The 19,050-nt window shown below is 65.9% G+C and carries 15 protein-coding genes and 1 tRNA gene; 13 read left to right on the forward strand and 3 right to left on the reverse strand.

What is annotated here, in order from left to right:
• Positions 1 to 194 precede the first annotated feature (194 nt).
• The 4 genes from SMD14_RS06465 (at position 195) to SMD14_RS06480 (ending at position 5,243) form a co-directional block, all read left to right on the forward strand.
• Positions 195 to 1,388: a resuscitation-promoting factor gene (locus tag SMD14_RS06465; protein ID WP_157238711.1), complete on the forward strand. Its 1,194-nt coding sequence runs from the start codon at positions 195 to 197 to the stop codon at positions 1,386 to 1,388.
• A gap of 162 nt (positions 1,389 to 1,550) precedes the next feature.
• On the forward strand, positions 1,551 to 2,420 hold the full coding sequence (rsmA, locus tag SMD14_RS06470) for a 16S rRNA (adenine(1518)-N(6)/adenine(1519)-N(6))-dimethyltransferase RsmA (protein ID WP_321215753.1): 870 nt from the start codon (positions 1,551 to 1,553) through the stop codon (positions 2,418 to 2,420).
• Positions 2,417 to 3,376, forward strand: coding sequence for a 4-(cytidine 5'-diphospho)-2-C-methyl-D-erythritol kinase (locus SMD14_RS06475; protein WP_157238710.1), 960 nt, complete (start codon positions 2,417 to 2,419; stop codon positions 3,374 to 3,376). Before rsmA ends, SMD14_RS06475 begins: the two co-directional genes overlap by 4 nt.
• A gap of 37 nt (positions 3,377 to 3,413) precedes the next feature.
• The gene (locus tag SMD14_RS06480) at positions 3,414 to 5,243 is read left to right on the forward strand and encodes an ABC-F family ATP-binding cassette domain-containing protein (RefSeq protein ID WP_157238709.1); all 1,830 of its coding nucleotides are present in this window, start codon (positions 3,414 to 3,416) and stop codon (positions 5,241 to 5,243) included.
• A gap of 108 nt (positions 5,244 to 5,351) precedes the next feature.
• Here SMD14_RS06480 and SMD14_RS06485 read toward each other — a convergent pair whose 3' ends face one another.
• Positions 5,352 to 5,978 (reverse strand): TetR/AcrR family transcriptional regulator, encoded by a 627-nt coding sequence (locus SMD14_RS06485; RefSeq protein WP_321215754.1) that lies wholly within the window; start codon positions 5,976 to 5,978, stop codon positions 5,352 to 5,354.
• Between the two features lie 176 nt (positions 5,979 to 6,154).
• Between SMD14_RS06485 and SMD14_RS06490 the strand changes: the two genes are divergently transcribed.
• The 9 genes from SMD14_RS06490 (at position 6,155) to sufU (ending at position 18,229) form a co-directional block, all read left to right on the forward strand.
• Positions 6,155 to 6,226, forward strand: a tRNA-Gln gene (locus SMD14_RS06490).
• Positions 6,227 to 6,327: 101 nt separating this feature from the next.
• Positions 6,328 to 7,806: a bifunctional UDP-N-acetylglucosamine diphosphorylase/glucosamine-1-phosphate N-acetyltransferase GlmU gene (gene glmU / locus SMD14_RS06495; protein WP_321215755.1), complete on the forward strand. Its 1,479-nt coding sequence runs from the start codon at positions 6,328 to 6,330 to the stop codon at positions 7,804 to 7,806.
• 2 nt (positions 7,807 to 7,808) lie between these two features.
• The gene (locus SMD14_RS06500; protein WP_157238708.1) at positions 7,809 to 8,789 is read left to right on the forward strand and encodes a ribose-phosphate diphosphokinase; all 981 of its coding nucleotides are present in this window, start codon (positions 7,809 to 7,811) and stop codon (positions 8,787 to 8,789) included.
• Between the two features lie 286 nt (positions 8,790 to 9,075).
• The gene (locus SMD14_RS06505) at positions 9,076 to 9,696 is read left to right on the forward strand and encodes a 50S ribosomal protein L25/general stress protein Ctc (RefSeq protein WP_157238707.1); all 621 of its coding nucleotides are present in this window, start codon (positions 9,076 to 9,078) and stop codon (positions 9,694 to 9,696) included.
• Positions 9,697 to 9,805: 109 nt separating this feature from the next.
• Complete coding sequence (pth, locus tag SMD14_RS06510; RefSeq protein WP_157238706.1) at positions 9,806 to 10,399, forward strand: aminoacyl-tRNA hydrolase; 594 nt, start codon at positions 9,806 to 9,808, stop codon at positions 10,397 to 10,399.
• Positions 10,400 to 10,569: 170 nt separating this feature from the next.
• Positions 10,570 to 13,305 carry a LuxR C-terminal-related transcriptional regulator gene (locus SMD14_RS06515; RefSeq protein ID WP_321215756.1) on the forward strand — a complete coding sequence of 912 codons (2,736 nt, stop codon included), beginning with the start codon at positions 10,570 to 10,572 and terminating at the stop codon, positions 13,303 to 13,305.
• Between the two features lie 106 nt (positions 13,306 to 13,411).
• Positions 13,412 to 15,949: a LuxR C-terminal-related transcriptional regulator gene (locus tag SMD14_RS06520; protein ID WP_157238704.1), complete on the forward strand. Its 2,538-nt coding sequence runs from the start codon at positions 13,412 to 13,414 to the stop codon at positions 15,947 to 15,949.
• A 483-nt stretch (positions 15,950 to 16,432) separates the two neighbouring features.
• Positions 16,433 to 17,758, forward strand: coding sequence for a SufS family cysteine desulfurase (locus SMD14_RS06525; protein WP_321215757.1), 1,326 nt, complete (start codon positions 16,433 to 16,435; stop codon positions 17,756 to 17,758).
• Between the two features lie 21 nt (positions 17,759 to 17,779).
• The gene (gene sufU, locus SMD14_RS06530) at positions 17,780 to 18,229 is read left to right on the forward strand and encodes a Fe-S cluster assembly sulfur transfer protein SufU (RefSeq protein WP_157238702.1); all 450 of its coding nucleotides are present in this window, start codon (positions 17,780 to 17,782) and stop codon (positions 18,227 to 18,229) included.
• An 83-nt stretch (positions 18,230 to 18,312) separates the two neighbouring features.
• On the opposite strand, the gene SMD14_RS06535 is transcribed toward sufU, so the two are convergent.
• Together SMD14_RS06535 and SMD14_RS06540 are read right to left on the reverse strand one after the other, a co-directional pair.
• On the reverse strand, positions 18,313 to 18,534 hold the full coding sequence (locus SMD14_RS06535; RefSeq protein WP_157238701.1) for an SCO4848 family membrane protein: 222 nt from the start codon (positions 18,532 to 18,534) through the stop codon (positions 18,313 to 18,315).
• 3 nt (positions 18,535 to 18,537) lie between these two features.
• Positions 18,538 to 19,035 (reverse strand): DUF2505 domain-containing protein, encoded by a 498-nt coding sequence (locus SMD14_RS06540; protein ID WP_104997260.1) that lies wholly within the window; start codon positions 19,033 to 19,035, stop codon positions 18,538 to 18,540.
• Between the last annotated feature and the right edge of the window lie 15 nt (positions 19,036 to 19,050).

Consider the following 19,050-nt stretch of genomic DNA (forward strand, 5'->3'; position numbering starts at 1 on the left):
TATAACGCTACGGTTACAGTGGACAGATATTAGCCGGGGTCGGGGAAGGCCAGCGGGTAATTCACTTCTTTCTGCAGCAGGCTCTCGGGCGTTGCCCGGCCTGCCGATTGAGCGGAGTTTAGGCGGCGCAACGGTGCCCGGACTGCCCCTTGTGGCCGTACCGGGCATTTTATTGCGCGATTCCCCGTGCCCGGATGGACCTAAAGTTACGGGCAATCGTGATCAAGTTCTTTACGTCGGACGGCAAGTTCAGCTTTGTCAAGGTTGGCGCGCAACTGCTGGTGCTCTGCGCACTCGTGGTGGGCCTCGTAGCCTTCGTCGGCAATAACAAGACCATCACACTCAATGTTGACGGCAAGGTCTCGTCCGTGCAGACGTTCGGCGGAACTGTTGGCCAAGTGGTCAAGAGCGCCAACCTGGAACTCAACCCTGCAGACCGCGTGTCACCGTCCGTTGATGCGTCGGTCCAGAACGGCACGGTAATCAACGTCAACAAGGCCAAAGAGGTCAAGGTGAGCCTCGACGGTGCCGAGAAGACGGTGAACACTACCGCGCAGGACGTCGCGGGGCTGGTTACTGAACTCGGCGTCGCGAGCGCGTCCTCGGTTTCCGCGCCCAAGGATGCCCAGCTTTCAGTTGCCGGATCCTACGTTTCCATCTCCACACCGAAGTCCGTCAGCATTGTTGCCGACGGCAAGGTGGACACCGCAACCACCACGGCGGCCACCGTCGGCAAGGTCCTCGAAGACGCCGGCCTGGCCCTTGGTGCCAACGACCGCACGTCGCAGCCGGCTAACGCGCACGTGGTGAACAACATGGTCATCAAGGTCTCGCGCGTCGACACCGGCCAGACTGCGGTCGCCACAGAGGACGTCCCCTTCGAGATTGTCACCAGTGAGAGCGCCGAACTGCTGAAGGGTGAAAAAGAAGTCACCCAGGAAGGCGTCGCAGGCAAGCTGGAGAAGACCTTCAAGCTGGTACTGGTGGACGGCCGCGAAGCGTCCCGGACCCTTGTGTCGGAGACTGTTGCGGTCCAGCCCGTACCTGAGAAGGTCACCGTGGGCACCAAGCCCAAGCCCGTTGCGCAGGCTGCCACCTCGGCATCTGCAGGCGCCAACACCGGGGCCGCTGCTCCGGCAATGATGAACGAAGCCATGTGGGACAAGATTGCCCAGTGCGAGTCCGGTGGAAACTGGAGCATCAACTCCGGCAACGGTTACTACGGCGGCCTTCAGTTCGATATCCGGACCTGGATCGGCGCCGGCGGCGGCGCGTACGCCCCCAACGCCAGCCTTGCCACCAAGGCCCAGCAGATCGACATTGCCAACCGCGTTTACGCACAGCGCGGCCTGCAGCCGTGGGGCTGCGGTTGGGCTGCCACCAGCTGACCTCGCGGATTGCCTGCCCATGCGGGCACTGCGGCCGGTCCCGGATACCCGGGGCCGGCCGCAGCCGTTTAACCGGGCAGTCTTTCCCGGCGGGTTCCCCGCCTGTTTCCCCCTCCTGTTTTTCCGGTGGGGCGCCCGTACCGCGCGGGATAGGATACCTAGGTGACTGAACCAATCCCCGCGCCCGCACCATTGTTTGGTGCATCCGACATACGCCGGCTCGCGGAGGAGATCGGTGTCCGCCCCACCAAGACCCTCGGCCAGAACTTTGTCATCGACGGCAACACCATCCGCAGGATCGTGGCCGCCGCGGATGTTGGCCCGGAAGAGACAGTGCTGGAAGTGGGGCCGGGGCTGGGATCCCTGACCCTCGGACTCCTCGATGCTGCGGCGTCGGTAGTGGCGGTGGAAATTGACCCGGTGCTGGCTGCCAAACTGCCGGAAACCGTCAGGGAATGGCGGCCGGCCGCCGCGGGAGCCTTCCACCTGGTGCATGCCGATGCCATGAAGGTCACGGAGCTGCCGGTGCAGCCCACGGCACTGGTGGCCAATTTGCCCTACAACGTCGCCGTTCCCGTGGTGCTGCACCTCCTTCAGCACTTCCCCAGCCTCCAGCACGGACTGGTGATGGTCCAGGATGAGGTGGCGGACCGGCTGGCCGCTGGGCCGGGTTCCAAGACCTACGGCGTGCCGTCGGTAAAGGCGGCCTGGTACAGCCAGATGCGCAAAGCGGGGGTGATCGGCATGAACGTTTTCTGGCCGGCGCCCAAGATCCATTCGGGGCTGGTGGCCTTTACCCGGCGTGAGCCTCCGGTCACCACAGCCACCAGGGAACAGGTCTTCGCCGTGGTGGACGCCGCCTTCGCCCAGCGGCGCAAGACCCTGAGGGCCGCTTTGGCCGGTTGGGCCGGCGGGGCGCCGGAAGCGGAGCGCTGCCTCGTTGCCGCCGGCGTCGACCCCACCGCCAGGGGCGAGGTCATCGGCATCGAAGCCTTCGCGAAAATCGCGGAAGCCAAGCAGGCGCTGGCATGAGCGCCCCGGGACGGTTCACCGCAAGGACAGTCCGCGTCAAAGCCCCCGGCAAGGTGAACGTTTCGCTGGAAGTGGGGCCGCTGCGACCGGATGGCTACCACTCCGTTGCCAGCGTGTACCTGGCCGTATCCCTCTACGAGGAAGTGGCTGCCACCAGCACGGAGACGCCCGGGATCACCATCAGCCTCAGCCCGGCCAGCACGGTCGATCTTGACGCCGCGGACATCCCGCTCGACGGAAACAACCTGGCCCACAAGGCCGCGGCGATTATGGCCGACGTCTCCGAGCACTCCACCGGGGTCCATCTGGAAATTACCAAGCGCGTGCCGGTGGCAGGAGGCATGGGCGGCGGATCGGCAGATGCTGCCGCAACCCTGCTGGCCTGCGACGCGCTCTGGAACAGTGGCCTGTCGCGGGAAGAGCTGGCGCACCTCGCTGCCGAACTGGGGGCCGACGTCCCCTTTTCCCTCCTTGGCGGCACGGCGGTTGGCCTGGGCGTGGGCGACGAACTTTCGCCGGCGCTGGCTAAGGCACAGACCCACTGGGTACTGGTCACCGCGGACTACGGGCTTCCCACTCCCGAGGTGTACCGCACCCTTGACCGCCTCCGCGAAGCGGCCGGCGCCAACGCCGCAGAACCCACCGGGGTGGACCCGAAGATCCTGACAGCGTTGCGCAGCGGTGACGCCGAAGCGCTGAGCCGTGTCCTGGTCAACGACCTCCAGCGGGCATCCATTGAACTGGCGCCCGCCCTGCGCGATACGCTGGGTATCGGAGAATCGCACGGAGCAATTGCGGGCATCGTCTCCGGATCGGGGCCCACGGTGGCCCTGCTGACTGATGATTCGGTGGCCGCTGAAGGCCTGGCCGCGGATCTGCGGCACTACGGCTTGACAGCCCTCGCAGTCCATGGCCCGGTTCCGGGGGCGCGCATCATTTCCGACACCCTCCTCTAAACCTCCAGTTTTTTACCTGAAGCAGAAAGCAGTTCCTTTGGCACACCTTCTTGGCGGCGAGAACCTGACGGTCTCCTACGCGACCCGTACCGTCCTGGACGGGGTAACCCTGGGGCTTGAGGAGGGTGACAGGATCGGCATGGTGGGGCGCAACGGCGACGGCAAATCCACCCTGATGCGGCTGCTTGCCTTGCGCTCCACGCCGGATTCGGGCAGGGTCACCAAGCGCGGTGACGTCAACGTGGGATACCTGGATCAAAGCGACGTGCTCGACGGCGACCTGACAGTGGGTGCCGCGATCGTGGGGGACCAGGCGGACTACGAGTGGGCCCGCAATCCCCAGATCCGCGAAGTCATGGGCGGGCTGGTGTCCGACGTCGATTGGCACGCCAACGTCCATGCACTCTCCGGCGGCCAGAAGCGGCGCGTGGCGCTTGCCAAACTGCTGATCGAGGACCACGACGTCATCATGCTGGACGAGCCCACCAACCACCTCGACGTGGAGGGTGTGGCCTGGCTGTCGCGCCACCTGAGGACGCGCTGGCGGCCCAACCAGGGTGCTTTCCTGGTGGTGACCCACGACCGGTGGTTCCTCGATGAGGTCTGCAACAAGACCTGGGAAGTCCACGACGGGATCGTTGACCCCTTTGAAGGCGGTTATGCCGCCTACGTGCTGGCCCGTGCCGAGCGGGACCGGATGGCGTCCGTCGTCGAGGGCAAGCGCCAGCAGCTGGTCAAGAAGGAACTCGCCTGGCTCCGCCGCGGGGCACCCGCGCGGACGGCAAAGCCCAAGTTCAGGATTGAGGCCGCCAACGCCCTCATCGCAGATGTGCCTGAGCCGCGGGACTCCATGGCCCTCAGCAAGATGGCAACCGCCCGCCAGGGCAAGGACGTGCTGGACCTGGAGAACGTCTCCCTCAACTTTCAGGGCAGCGATGACGGGCGGAAGCTCTTCGACAACATCACCCTGCGTCTTGCCCCCGGCGAACGCCTGGGACTGGTGGGCGTCAACGGCGCCGGCAAGACCACGCTCCTGAAGCTTCTCAATGGAGAGATCCTTCCCGACGCCGGAAAGGTCAAGCGGGGCAAGACCGTGGTCACCGCTGTCCTGACCCAGGAGGTCAAGGAACTCGACGACGTCAAGGACCTGCGCGTCATCGAGGTGATTGAGCGGGAAAAGCGGTCCTTCAACGTGGGCGGCAAGGAATTCAGTGCCGGCCAGTTGGTGGAGCAGCTGGGTTTCACCAACGAGAAGCAGTGGACCCCGGTCAAGGACCTGTCCGGTGGCGAACGCCGCCGGCTCCAGCTTCTTCGCCTGCTTGTTGGCGAACCCAACGTGCTGATGCTGGATGAGCCCACCAACGACCTCGACACCGATACCCTTGCGGCCGTCGAAGATGTCCTGGATGGCTGGCCCGGAACCCTGGTGGTGGTCAGCCACGACCGCTACCTGCTGGAAAGGGTCACCGACCATCAGATGGCACTCCTCGGCGACGGCAAGCTCCGCGGCCTGCCCGGCGGCGTGGACCAGTACCTCGAGCTGCGTGAGTCTGCCCTGGCAGGCTCCACGGTCACCGGCGGCGGGAACCCCGTCACCAGCGCCGGCAGCAGCACCGCCGCCTCAGCCCCGTCAGGCGCCTCGGAAGCAGAGAAGCGCGACGCCCGGAAGGCCCTCAACAGGATCGAACGGCAGATCAAGAAGCTCGACCAGCAGGAAAAGAAGCTTCACGACGACATGGTCAAGAGCACGGAGAAGTCCGACTTCGACGCCCTGGCAGAACAGAACAAGCAGCTCAAGGACCTGGCCGACGAAAAGGACGCCCTGGAACTCGAATGGCTTGAGTCCTCGGAACTCCTGGGCGATTGACCCTCACAAGCGGGGAAGGGGGTTATCCGGCAGCATGCGTCAGAGGCGAGGAACGAGCCAGCATGCAGAGGATGACCCCCTTCGCCGCGGACGGAACCACGGCGAGGCCTAGAGTTCAGACTGCAGTTCCGGGTCCTTTTTGAGGCCGGTCAGGCCGTTCCAGGCGAGGTTGACGAGGTGTGCGGCCACCGTGTGCTTGTCGGGCTGGCGGGAGTCCTGCCACCATTGGCCGGTCATTGCCACCATGCCTACGAGCATTTGGGCGTACATGGCGCCGTCCCGGGCGCTGAAGCCGCGCCGGTCGAACTCGTCGGAGAGGATGTGTTCCACCTTGGCGGTCACGTGCGAGAGCAGTGTGGAAAAGGCGCCTTCCGGCTGGGACGGCGGAGCGTCCCGCATCAGGATCCGGAAACCTTCGGTGCGGTCCTCGATGTAGGTGAGCAGGGCCAGGGCGGCACGTTCCACCAGGACGCGCGGCTTGGCTTCCTCGGTGAGTGCGCCGTTGATGGAGTCCAGGAGGAGCCGAAACTCGTGCTCTACCACCTGGGTGTACAGGCCTTCCTTGGAGCCGAAGTGTTCGTAGATGACCGGCTTGGAGACTCCGGCGCAGGCAGCAATTTCCTCGATGGTGGTGCCGTCGAGCCCGCGGACGGCGAAGAGGCCGCGTCCGACGTCGATCAGCTGGCTCCGCCGCTGAAGCCCGGTCATCCGTCTCCGCGGGGGGTTGGTGCTCACCGTTCCATCATGCACTACGCGTTCCCGGCGGATTTGCGGCGCTCCGGACGGGCCGGGAAAGCGGGCGGGGCGGGACAGGAACGGGGGAAGGGCAGGGGATGAAGGGCCCATGTCGCGCGGCGCCCCGAACCCGTGGCAAAATAACTACTTGTGCCCGGCCGCGCGCCAAGGCATGGTCCGCTCTGGTGTAATGGCAGCACCCCGGCCTTTGGAGCCGTGGAGTATAGGTTCGAATCCTATGGGCGGAACTGCTGTGCGAGGAGCGTTCAGTAGGATGACATACGGTGCCGCCCGCAATTTCGCCGGGACACCGTAAGCGCCAGCGTAACCAAGCAAGGAGAGCCCGTACGTGATCCCCGAGAATACCGGCCCGGCCGCAGTAATCGTCCTGGCGGCAGGCGCCGGTACGCGGATGAAGTCGCGTACCCCCAAGATCCTGCATGAAATCGGCGGCAGGTCCATGGTGGGCCACGCACTGCTGGCCGCCCGCAGCATCAGCCCCCGGCAGCTGGCCATCGTGGTCCGCCACGAACGCGACCTGGTGGCACGCCACGTCGCGGAGCTGGACCCTGCTGCCCTGATCGTGGACCAGGACGACATCCCCGGCACCGGCCGTGCTGTGGAAGTGGCCCTGCAGGCCCTGGACGCAGAACAGGACCTTACCGGCACCGTGGTGGTGACCTACGGCGACGTGCCGCTGTTGTCCGGACAACTGCTGGCCGAGCTTGTGGCCACGCACGAGCGTGAAGCCAATGCCGTCACCGTGCTGACCGCCGATCTTGACGATGCCACGGGATACGGCCGGATCCTTCGCGGCGAGGACGGCACCGTGACCGGCATCCGCGAACACAAGGACGCATCGGACGCCGAACGCCTGATCCGTGAGGTCAACTCCGGCATCTACGCCTTTGACGCAGCCGTCCTCCGGGACGCACTCACCCACGTCACCACCGACAACTCGCAGGGCGAAAAATACCTCACTGATGTGCTCGGACTCGCCCGGAAGGCAGGCGGCCGCGTCGCCGCCGTCGTTACTGCCGACCGCTGGCAGGTGGAAGGCGCCAATGACCGCGTCCAGCTCTCCGCCCTCGGCGCAGAGCTGAACCGCCGCATCGTGGAGGCCTGGATGCGCGCCGGCGTCACCGTAGTGGACCCCGCCACCACCTGGGTCGATTCGTCCGTAACCCTGGACGAGGACGTCCGGATCCTTCCCAACACCCAACTCCACGGCGCCACCACCGTGGCGAGGGACGCCGTCGTCGGCCCCGACACCACCCTGACGGATGTCACCATCGGCGAGGGCGCAAAGGTAACCCGAACCCACGGTTCCGGCGCCGTCATCGGCGCGGGCGCCGCCGTCGGCCCCTTCACCTACCTGCGTCCGGGCACTGTCCTGGGGGACACCGGAAAGATCGGCGCGTTCTACGAAACCAAGAACGTGACTATCGGGCGCGGTTCCAAGCTGTCACACCTCGGATATGCCGGGGACGCCGAAATCGGCGAGGACACCAACATCGGCTGCGGAAACATCACGGCGAATTACGACGGCGAGAAGAAGCACCGCACGGTCATCGGCTCGGGCGTCCGGACAGGCTCCAACACGGTGTTCGTTGCTCCGGTCACCGTGGGCGACGGCGCCTACAGCGGTGCCGGCGCCGTGATCAGAAAAGACGTGCCGGCGGGAGCGCTTGCCGTGACCGTTGCCGCCCAACGCAATGCCGAGGGATGGGTCGCGGCCAACCGCCCGGGAACCCGCTCCGCTGAACTGGCCCAGGCGGCCACCACAGATTCCTCAAGTACCCCGGCATCTACAGAAGAGGGCAAGTAACCATGAGCGAAATTACGGCGCGCGGCGAGAAGAAGCTGGTGCTCGCAACCGGCCGGGCCCACCCGGAGCTGGCCAAGGAGATCGCCAAGGAGCTCGGTACCGACCTGCTGCCGGTGGACGCCTATGACTTCGCCAACGGTGAGATCTATGTCCGCGCCGGTGAAAGCGTCCGCGGCACGGATGCTTTTGTCATCCAGGCCCACCCCTTCCCGCTGAACAACTGGCTGATGGAACAGCTGATCATGATCGATTCGCTGAAGCGTGCCTCCGCCAAGCGCATCACGGTGGTGTCCCCGTTCTACCCCTACGCCCGCCAGGACAAGAAGGGCCGGGGCCGGGAGCCCATCTCCGCCCGCCTTGTGGCGGACCTGTACAAGACCGCCGGCGCGGACCGCATCATGAGCGTGGACCTGCACACCTCGCAGATCCAGGGCTTCTTCGACGGCCCGGTGGACCACCTCATGGCCATTCCGCTGCTTGCTGACTACATCCGCACCCGGGTGGCCGCCGAAAACGTTACCGTCGTTTCCCCGGACACCGGACGCGTCCGGGTCGCGGAGCAGTGGGCCGAGCGCCTGGGCGGCGCGCCGCTCGCCTTTGTGCACAAGAGCCGGGACCTGACTGTGCCGAACCAGGCCGTGTCCAAGACCGTGGTGGGCCAGATCGAGGGGCGCACCTGCGTCCTGATCGACGACATGATCGACACCGGCGGAACCATCTCCGGCGCCGTGCAGGTGCTGAAGAACGCCGGTGCCAAGGACGTCATCATCGCGGCCACCCACGCGGTCTTCTCCGATCCCGCCGCCAAGCGCCTCTCCGAGTCCGGCGCCCGTGAAGTGGTTGTCACCAACACCCTGCCGCTCACTGCATCCCAGCGGTTCCCCCAGCTGACGGTGCTTTCCATCGCCCCGCTGATCGCGCGCGCCGTCCGTGAAGTGTTCGACGACGGTTCGGTCACCAGCCTTTTCGACGGCAACGCCTGACGGCGTCGGCTGCAGTGGGCCCACGCCGGCAGGGTTCCCTGGGCGAGCCTGGGGAGCTGGCGGGGACCGTTTTCAGTAAACGGGCCCGGCGCTGGTAAGCTGTTCAGCGATACCTTGGCGAGGGAGAGCACCGGTAACCGCATATGCGGGAAGCCGTTGCAGGTCTCCGTTATCGACTGGGTCTGAATCTCCCTTCTAGGATGGGCCGGCTCCGGCCGCCCGGCGTTGAAGGTCGCAACAGACCTCCGCCCTTGCTGAACACCGTTTAGGATTCAAGGAGATTTCCATGTCTGAGCAGAAGCTCGCAGCAGAACTGCGCACCGAATTCGGCAAGGGCTACGCCCGCCGCGCCCGGATGGCCAACCTCATCCCCGCCGTCATCTACGGTCACGGCGCAGAGCCCATCCACGTCACGCTTCCGGCCAAGGCCACCACCCTGGCTGTCCGCACCCCCAACGCCCTGCTGTCCCTGGATATCAACGGCGAAGGCCACCTGGCCCTGGTGAAGGACGTCCAGCGCGACCCCATCAAGCAGATCATCGAGCACATCGACCTCCTCACCGTCCGCAAGGGCGAAAAGGTCACCGTTGACGTTCCCGTACATGTTGCCGGCGAAACCGCCCCCGGCACCGTGCACAACCTGGAACTGACTGTGGTGTCCCTCGAGGCCGAGGCCACGCACCTGCCCGAGGCCGTTGAGGTGAGCATCGAAGGCCGTGGCGCCGGTGAGCACATCCACGCTTCCGATCTGGTCCTGCCCAAGGGCTCGGTCCTGCTGACCGACCCCGAGGCCCTCGTGGTGAACATCTCCGAGGCCGTTGAGGTCGCAGAGGAAGAAGCAGGCGAAGAGGCCGAAGCTGCCTCCGAGGCCGCTTCCGCGGCCACCGAGGAAGCCGCAGCCGAGTAATCAGCCGCATTCCCTGCCAATGGCCGGACTCCCGCGGGGTCCGGCCATTGGCATGTCTACTGCCCGTTGCGGCACCAGGCCGGCGGGCCACCCACCCTAGGATTGACTCATGACTGATAGCTGGCTGATTGTCGGCCTTGGAAACCCCGGCGCCCAGTACCAGGGCAACCGGCACAATGTCGGCCAGATGGTGCTAGACGAGCTGGCAGGCCGCATAGGTGCCGGCTTCAAAAGCCACAAGGCCCGCGCCCAGGTCCTCGAAGGCCGCCTCGGCATCGGCGGACCCCGCGTCGTGCTGGCAAAGCCGATGAGCTACATGAACGTTTCCGGCGGGCCCGTTGCGGCGCTGGCGAACTTCTACGGCATTGCCCCGGACCATGTGGTGGCGGTCCACGACGAGATCGACATTCCCTTTAATACGGTCAAGCTCAAGATCGGCGGGGGAGAAGGCGGCCATAACGGGCTGCGGGACATCTCCAGGGCCTTGGCCACCAAGGACTATCTCCGCGTCAGGGTGGGGGTGGGCCGGCCGCCGGGACGCATGGAGACCGCCGATTACGTGCTGCGCGACTTCGGCTCCGCCGAGCTGAAGGAACTGCCCTTCCTCCTGGACGATGCTGCTGATGCGGTTGAAGCGCTGCTGCGCGACGGCCTCACGGCGGCGCAGCAGAAGTTCCATCCAGCGAAGTCCGAACGCCAGTAACCAAGAACTCCGGTCAGTCAATTACTCCAGCAACTTGAAATCTCCGGTAACTTTGAAAACTTAAGTGCCTTTGGCCCTGTCTCCTTGTCTCTGGTGCGGGGTAGTCTTCTACCTATGCGGGGGAGCGATGGGGCTACATCCCGCTATCGCGGGATGTAGGGGAAAAGTTCATGTCAATCGAGCCACTTAGCTGGGGACGTGGGTCAACACCTCACCACGTCGGGCTGAACACAGACACCTCCGAGAGGCGGGAGGGTCAGCTTTGGTCTGCCCCTGCACGCGGCGCAAACCTTGAGTCGGTCCGCACCGCCCTGACCGGCGCAGACTCCCTTGGGGTGGTGATCACCGGCGGCCGCGGCGTGGGAAAGTCCTCCCTGGCCCGCGCTGCCGTGATGGACCTCGGCCCCGACATCTGGTCACTGCAGCTCCGCAGCGGACCCGCCGGCTCCGCAACGCCCTATGGTTGCCTCTCCTTTCTCCTGGCCAGGCTTCCGCAGGCGTACATGGGCTCGCCCACGGCAATCCTCCGCGGCATTACTTCCCTGATCCGCAGTGACGCCGCAGGACGTCCCTGCATCATCACCCTTGACACCTCCGGCAGCATTGACGACATGAGCGCCGGAGTGCTGCTCAACGTCCTGCTGACCGGCACCGCCAAGATCATTGCTGTGGCCCCGAAAATCAGCGATCTTCCTGCCGATTTCCACTGGCTGCTCACGGACCACCGGCTGACCGAAGTCCGGCTGAACAACCTCAACGAACTGCAGACCCGCCAGGTCCTGTTGTCCCTGCTGGGGCACCGCGTTTCGGCCTCCCTGGTCAGCACCTATCACCACATGGTGGGCGGCAACCCGCTGCTCCTGAAGGCGCTCGTCACCGAACAGCAGCTGTCCGGAAACCTGGTGCTCTCCGATTCAGTCTGGACCCTGCGGGACAAAGTGGTGCTCGACGGCGCGGCCAGCCTGGACGACATCGTTCGCTCCAGATGGTCCAGGGAAACGCCCGAAACCCGGGAAGTCATCGAGATGCTTTCCTGCGCCCGCAGGGTTGAGCTGTCCAGGCTGACGGCCATCTACCGTGCCGAAGTGGTGGCCGACATGGAAGACGGCGGCCTGCTGGAGATCGACCAGTCCGACCATCGCTGGGTTTCGTTGCGTGAAAAGTACATTGGTGACGTGGTGCGCACCTGGCTGAGCATTGCCCGGCGCAGGGAACTGCGCAGCGTGCTCCTGGCCGGTGCGGAACCTGATCCTGCCGCCATGACCGTCGAGGAGCTGATGGCTTTCGCGGCGTGGACGCATGAATGCGAGGCGGACCTGAGTCCCGCCCTGGCGTTGGCTGCCGCGGAAGCGGCAGTCCAGCTCTTCGATCCGCGGTTTGCGCTGACGTACGCCGAAATGCTTCAGCGGACGGACCGGGAGTGGACGGCCGGCCAGCGGCAGAAAGCCGCCGCGTACCTTCAGCTGGACATGCCGGTCCAGGCCATGGCCGCACTTGATGACATTTCGCAGCCGGAACTCGAAAGCCTTGACGTCGAGGAGTATGCGGACGTCATAGCCGCCAAGTCGCAGGTCATGATGCGGCTCCCGGAGGCGGCAGGCAAGGTGCCGGACCTGCTCAGTGAAGCCCGGCAAAGGCTGGAGTCGGCCCCGAACTTTACTGGGTGGCCGGAGCCTGCGGCCGCCGCAGCGAACCGGGTGGCCTTGAGCGGGTTCGAGTATCGCGCGTTCGTGGGTGATTACGCCGCCATCATCCCGGACCTTGAAAGGGCTGCGGACCCTGCGCTGAACCCGGATACCGGCTACCGCATGGATTCGGCCGTCCTGCTGATGACCGCATTGGCCATGACCGGACGCGAGATGGATGCGCTGAGCCTCATGCGCCAGTTGGGCGGCCAAATCAGCGATGCCTCCCACATTGTTGGTCTGCGGGAACGTTATACCAGGGAGGCCTACCTGGTATTACTGACGGCGGGGCAATGGCGGCGGTGCATTGACCTCCTGGGTCCGCAGGCCACCGAGGAGCCGCACAGCCTTCCCTTCCGCAGTGCAGCAACCGAACTGGCAGCCGGCATTGCCTATGTCTATTCGGGCCGGGGCATGGCGGCCCTTGACCCCCTGATCTCCGCCGCGGCGCAGCTGGAGCTGCAGCCGGTCCAGGCCGCCCTGCGCTGCGCGTACGCGGCCATTGCACTGGCCCACGCCCAGACCGGCAACGTAGCCCAGGCGCGAAAGTACTTGGCGAAACTGCAAAGGACGTCCGGAAAGTCCAGCTTCATCACTGACAGCATCGTTGAGTTCTGCTCGCTCGTCGCGGGCCGCTGGCTGGGCGATCCCGACGCCGTGACCGGCCTCAAGCGGTGCGCCCGGCAGGAAATGGAGGCCGGGCGCTTCACCCTGGCCGGGATCAACCTGCTCGCTGCGACCATCAACGGCAGCGATGCGGACTTCCGCCTGCTTGAGGAGATTGCGGGCCACCGCCAGGGCCCGCTTGCCGAAGTTTCCCGGCTGATCGCCGTGGGAAGCAGGACGAAGGACGCCAGGACCCTCCTTGCCGGTGGTGAATTGGCCGCCACCCTCGAACTGGATGCCGTGGAGGCGCGGTGCATGGCCCTCGCTGTGGACTTCGCACGACAGGACGGCGATTCACTCACCGCGCGGACCGCGCAGGCCCGGCTGGACATCCTCGCCGCCACCGTGTCGAACCTTCCCATCGTCCCAAGCAGCGGAAGCCCGCTGCTGACCAGCAGGGAACGCCAGATTGCCCGGCTGGCGGGCCGGGGTTCCTCCAACCGCGATATCGCCCTGGAGATGGGCGTGTCGGTCCGTACCGTGGAAGGCCACTTGTACCAGGTCTTCACGAAGCTCGGCGTAACCTCCAGGGGTGATCTGACTGGACTCGTCTAACGGCCATAAGCCTGCCACAGCGCACCGGCTCCTCACCGGCCGCCGGGAGCCGCTTGAACGGATCTGCAATATTGTCCGGAACCATGCGAGCCAGGCGGTTTTTGTCATGGCAGGGCCGGGTATTGGAAAATCGTCCCTGACGGAGGGGATCGCGGAACGCCTTGGCGGGGACCTGAATGTTCTGCAGCTGCACGGCAGTTCCGCCCTGGCTGCCGTGCCGTTCGGCGTCCTCACTCCCTACACCGGCGAGTTGACTGCCGAGGAGTCTGTCTCTCCGGTTGCCGTCCTGCGGTCCATGTGGAGCTACTTCGAAAAGCTGAAGGCAGGAAGCGGAGCCCCTGTCCTCCTCCTCATTGATGATGCGCATTACCTGGACGAGGCTTCGGCCGGTGTGATTGCGGACCTGATCTCGGCCGGATGGGCAACAGTGGTTGCGGCTGCCAGGCCGCGGCCGGGCCTTCCGCAGCCACTGGACCAGCTCTGGTACGACGGCCTGGCCGAACGCGTGGACCTGCGCCCGCTGAACCGCGACCAGATCGAGGAAGTCCTGGCCCACGTTCTTGACGGGACAGTGCCGGATGCCACCGTGGACGCCGTCTGGAGCGCCTCCGGGGGCAACCCCCGGCTCCTGGACGCCCTGCTCCACGACGCTGCAGAGGCCGGAATACTGGCCAAGCGGAACGGAATTTGGGTCCTGCTGGGGTCTTTGCCCACGGATGGCGTCCGGCTCACGGGAGTTGTTACCAAGGATCACCTCCGCCGCCGGCCGGAGGAACAGGAGGCCCTGAAATTCATTGCCCTTGCCGGGCCGGTGGGCCGGAAGGTCATCGAAGACATTTGCGGCGCGCCGGTGGTCCGCTCCCTGCTGGATCAGCAGATGGTGGTCGAGAATTCAGGCGTCCCCGCTGAACTGACCGTCTGGAACAGCCTGTTCGCGGAGGCCATCAGAAACACCATTTCGGTCTCCCGCAGCCTGCAGCTCCTGGAAAAGATCCGGGAACACAAGGATCCCGCCACCCTGCGGGGAGAAGGCCGGCTGCGGTCCGTGGAGTGGTCCCTTGAGTGCGGCCTGCGCGTACCCGACGCCGAGATGCTGGACGCCGCACGCGAGGCACTGACCCGCTTTCGGAACCACAGCGCCCGCGCCATCGCTGCCAAGGTCCAGGACCCCGAGTTCCTTCCCCTTGCCCATGCCGTCCGAGCGCGCGCCCTGTACAACGAGGGCTCGTATGCGGACGCTGCGGCCCTGCTCGACGCCTGTTGGCTCCAGCTGGCAGGCCACCCCGAGGGTCCGTCCGTCCTGCTGCTGAGGGCGGCGGCCCATCAGGCAACGGGACGCCCCCTGGCGGACCTGGCAGAGGAGGGCGGGGAACAACACGCTGGCACAGCGGAGCCCGCAGCATGGTGGCTGGAACAGCTCTTGCAGCTGCTCCAGCTCGGTGCGGACATGGATGCGGAAGGATTGCGCGGGCGCGTAGCGGACATCAGGAACCGCAGCTCCACCGAAGAAGAGGTGCCGGTCAGGGCTGTCGGGGAGGCGCTCCTGGCACATGCCCTGGCCGCAGCGGGCAAGGCCGCCGAAGGACTCGAGGCAGCGCTTGTGGCGTCCGCGGAACTGCGGCCCCTGGAAGGGAAGCTGTTTTTCTTTCCAGAGTTCGTCCTGGGGCGGCTGGTCGCCGATTACCTCGCCATGGGGGAATGGCACTCCGCCGAGCGTGAGATCGAAAGCTACGCCGCAGGGCATACGTCCTCGGCCGCCACTTTCAATGGCAGCCTGCAGGTGCTGCGCGGCTACTCCCTGCTGCGGCAGGGCCGGATGGAACGGGCCTACCAGCTGCTGCTGCCGGCGGTGGAAGCGTTGCGGCTCAACGATCCGCTCCAGCTGTTCCGCTTCGGCTCTGCGCTGGGCTTCTATGTCGCGGCGCGGCTGGGAGACACTGCCCAAGGGAAGCGGCTGGAACAGGACTACAAGGATGCCTTGGCAGGTGCCCCCGCCCATGATTTCCTTGCCCGCGCCTACGCTGCCGCCGCGTCAGAGTACCTGTCCAGGGACGGCAAGGGCCTGGCTGCGCTGCACACGCTGATGACCACCCATGAGGCCTCCACGAGGGCCGGCACCCTGCTGGAGCTGCTCGGACTCGGCTGGGACCTGGGTGACCCCTCCGTGATCCCCATGGTGCAGAGGGCAGCTCACGGCGTGGAAGGCCGCTGGGCAGCCGCCATGCTGAAACTGGCCACGGACTGGGAAGCCGCTGACGGGGATGCGTTGATGGATACCGCGGCCTCGCTGGAGGAATCCGGTTTCGTCAACCTTGCACGTGAGGCCTACGCCCGCGCCAGCACCGTGCTGGAGCAGTCAGGGGAGCGCCGCCGCTCCAGGCAGGCCGTGGCCCAGCGCGAAAAGTGCGACCACGAACTGGGCGAGCGGTTCCGGGAGGGCCGTTTCATTGCCGCCACCCCGGCCGTACAGCTCACCCGCCGGGAGCAGGACATCGTCGAGCTTGCCGTGCAGGGCCTCACCGACCGCGAGATTGCCCAGCGGCTCATGGTCTCTGTCCGTACGGTAGAGGGACACCTGTACCGCACCTACGTGAAACTCGGTGTGCGCAGCCGGGACGAGCTCGACGCAGCGCTCCCCAAGTAGCCCCGGCAGCCGGTACCGGAAAAGACACCCGCCCCCGCTGTGCCCAGGCGGCGCAGCCGCTTTTGCCTGCCCGCCTCTGCTTGATGGACGTGGTGGCCACCCGCCGCCGCAAATCACCCTCCCGGGTATATGCCGGGCGGTCCCGGTAGTACTGGCTCGCAGAATTCGAGTACTGCCTACTCGTGTACCTCCCGCCGCCGCAGTATTTACTTAAGGAAGCAAAGGACGCGGCGGAAACAAAGCCGCAGAGCATGCTGAGAGCAGTACAAGGCTCCTTGAGTTTCCGGTCCCCGTGACCGGGCCAGACGGGGCCGGCGACGTCAGAGTCTTCTGAGACCGAGACTCTCCCCCCAGCCGTCGCCGGCCCTCCATTCCGCGGGCTGAAGCCCGGAGCGGCTGTGGCGGCTACCCTTCCCGGGCGGCCGCCACAGCCGTGCTGTGGGACAATTGAGTGTCATCCGTTGGCATCTCAAGGAGTTAGTCTTGGCCGTAGTATCAACGCCAGCCACACTGGAACGCGCCTTGCCGGCCATGGATGACGCCGAGGTACTCCGCATCCGGAACGACTTTCCCGTCCTGAACCAGCTGGTCAACGGCAGGCCGCTCGTCTACCTCGACTCCGGCGCCACCTCACAGAACCCGCTGAGCGTCATTGAAGCCGAACAGGAATTCTACGAACAGCGCAACGCGGCCGTGCACCGGGGGGCGCACCACCTCGCCGTCGAGGCCACCGAGGCCTTCGAGGATGCCCGGCAGACCATCGCGGACTTTATCGGCGCGGATTACGCGGAGACCGTTTGGACGTCAAACGCAACTGAAGGCCTCAACCTGCTGAGCTACGCGTTGTCCAATGCAGGGCTATGGGCCGCCCAGGGCCGGGGCGACGCCAGGCTCAAGGAGCTCGCACTGAGCCCGGGTGACGAAATCGTGGTCACGGAAATGGAGCACCACGCCAACCTGATCCCGTGGCAGGAACTGGCTTTCCGTACCGGTGCCACCCTGCGCTACATCCCCGTCGACGACGCCGGCCACCTCCGCATGGATGCAGCCGCAGAGATCATCGGCGCCCGGACCCGGGTGCTGGCGTTCACCCACGCGTCAAACGTCCTGGGCACCATCAACCCCGTCGCCGACCTTGTGGCCCTCGCCCGCCCGGCCGGCGCCCTGGTGGTCCTCGACGCCTGCCAGTCCGCGCCGCACCTGGCCCTGGACGTCAAGGACCTTGATGTGGACTTCGCCGTGTTCTCCGGCCACAAGATGCTGGCCCCCACCGGGATCGGGGTGCTGTACGGGAAGCAGGAGCTGCTGGATGTCCTGCCGCCCTTCCTGACCGGCGGCTCCATGATCACCACTGTCACAATGGAACGTGCGGAGTATCTGCCGGCACCACAGCGCTTCGAGGCCGGAACGCAGCGCATCTCCCAGGCCGTGGCGCTGGCGGCTGCGGCCAACTACCTGACGGAAACCGGGCTGGACCGGATCCATCAGTGGGAAGCCGGGCTCGGCCAGCGTATGGTCACCGGGCTTGAGTCCCTTCCCGGAATCCGGGTCCTGGGCCCCGCCGCGGGCCAGGAACGCATCGGACTGGCTGCCTTCGACGTCGAGGGTGTCCATGCCCATGACGTGGGGCAGTTCCTGGACTCACGGGGTATCGCCGTGCGCGTTGGCCACCACTGCGCGCAGCCCCTGCACCGCAGGCTGGGCCTTACTGCCACCACCAGGGCCAGCGCGTACCTGTACAACACGACGGACGACGTCGACCAATTCCTGGATGCCGTAGCCGGCGTGCGGGCCTATTTCCGCGCTTAGCGGGGAAGACCGAAGGACACCATGAGCCTTGACCAGCTGTACCAGCAGATCATCCTGGACCATTCAAAGGCCCGGCACGGCAGTGGACTGGCCGGGACAGAGGCCCCCGAGGGCGCTTCCACGGGCCAGTCCCACCAGCTCAACCCGGTGTGCGGGGACGAGGTCACCCTGAGGCTCGCTGTCGCTGACGGGAAAGTGGCCCAGGTTTCGTGGGACGGGGCGGGTTGTTCGATCTCCATGGCCTCCGCGTCCGTGCTCAGCGAACTGGCGGAGGGCATGACCGTGGCGGAGCTCCATGAAGTGATTGACAGCTTCCGGGAGGTTTTGCGCTCCCGGGGGAAGGTCCCTGCGGATCCGGCGCTGCTGGGCGATGCCGCGGCGTTTGAGGGCGTGGCCCGCTACGCGGCGCGGGTCAAGTGCGCCATGATTTCCTGGGTTGCGGCGGAGGATGCGCTGAATCAGGCCGCCTGACCCAAGCCTGCGGGCGCAGGTTCCCGCCTCATACGGAGAAGGCCCTCGTCCCAGCGGGACGAGGGCCTTCCTCATGCAGTTTGTTAGCCGGCCAGCGCCAAGATGCCGATCACGGCAGTGGCCGCGCCAAGCACCATGGAGACGCCCACCAGCACCACGTGGACGGTGAGGAACTTCGTGGCCTTCCCGGCGGAGTCCCTGGCGCGCGGATCCTTCATGACCCGGCGCAGGAACTGCGGCCAGACCACCAGGGACCATACTCCCGCAATGATCAGGACCAGTGAAGCGAAAACGGGCAGCTCCATGAACTAGTGGCTTTCCAGCCAGGCCTGCGCCTGCTTGGCCTGGAGGTTCAGGGCCTTGGACACCATCGGCTCCGCTGCATCCGCGATCTTGCCGCCGAGGAATGGAACGGACGATTTCACGGCGCCCTCAAGCTCCACGCGGGTTCCGCCGGCGTCTGCCACCAGGCGCTGAACGGCGGTGACGTCCACGGGGGCGCCGGCGATCTTCAGCGAGATGTTGCTCTGGCGGGAGCCGTCCGCTGCGGGGGCGTCCCAGTTCTCCACCTGGGTGACCTTGAGGTGCTCACCCACGAACTTCCGCGCGATCTCGGGGAGGCGGGTGGTGGGAAGGGTGCGCACGGACGTGGCGCTGAACGCTCCGGCGACGTCTCCGTCCACGGTGAATGACTCCAGCGAGCCGCCCACCAGCTGGCTGACGTGGCGCTGGAAATCTTCGTTCACCAGCACAGCTGCGACGCTGTCGACGGAGTGGGGAAGGGTGGTGGTTGCGCTCAAGGCCATGGGTCCTCCTGGGAC

Source organism: Pseudarthrobacter oxydans, assembly GCF_034258515.1.
In the GTDB taxonomy this organism is placed as follows: Bacteria; Actinomycetota; Actinomycetes; order Actinomycetales; family Micrococcaceae; genus Arthrobacter.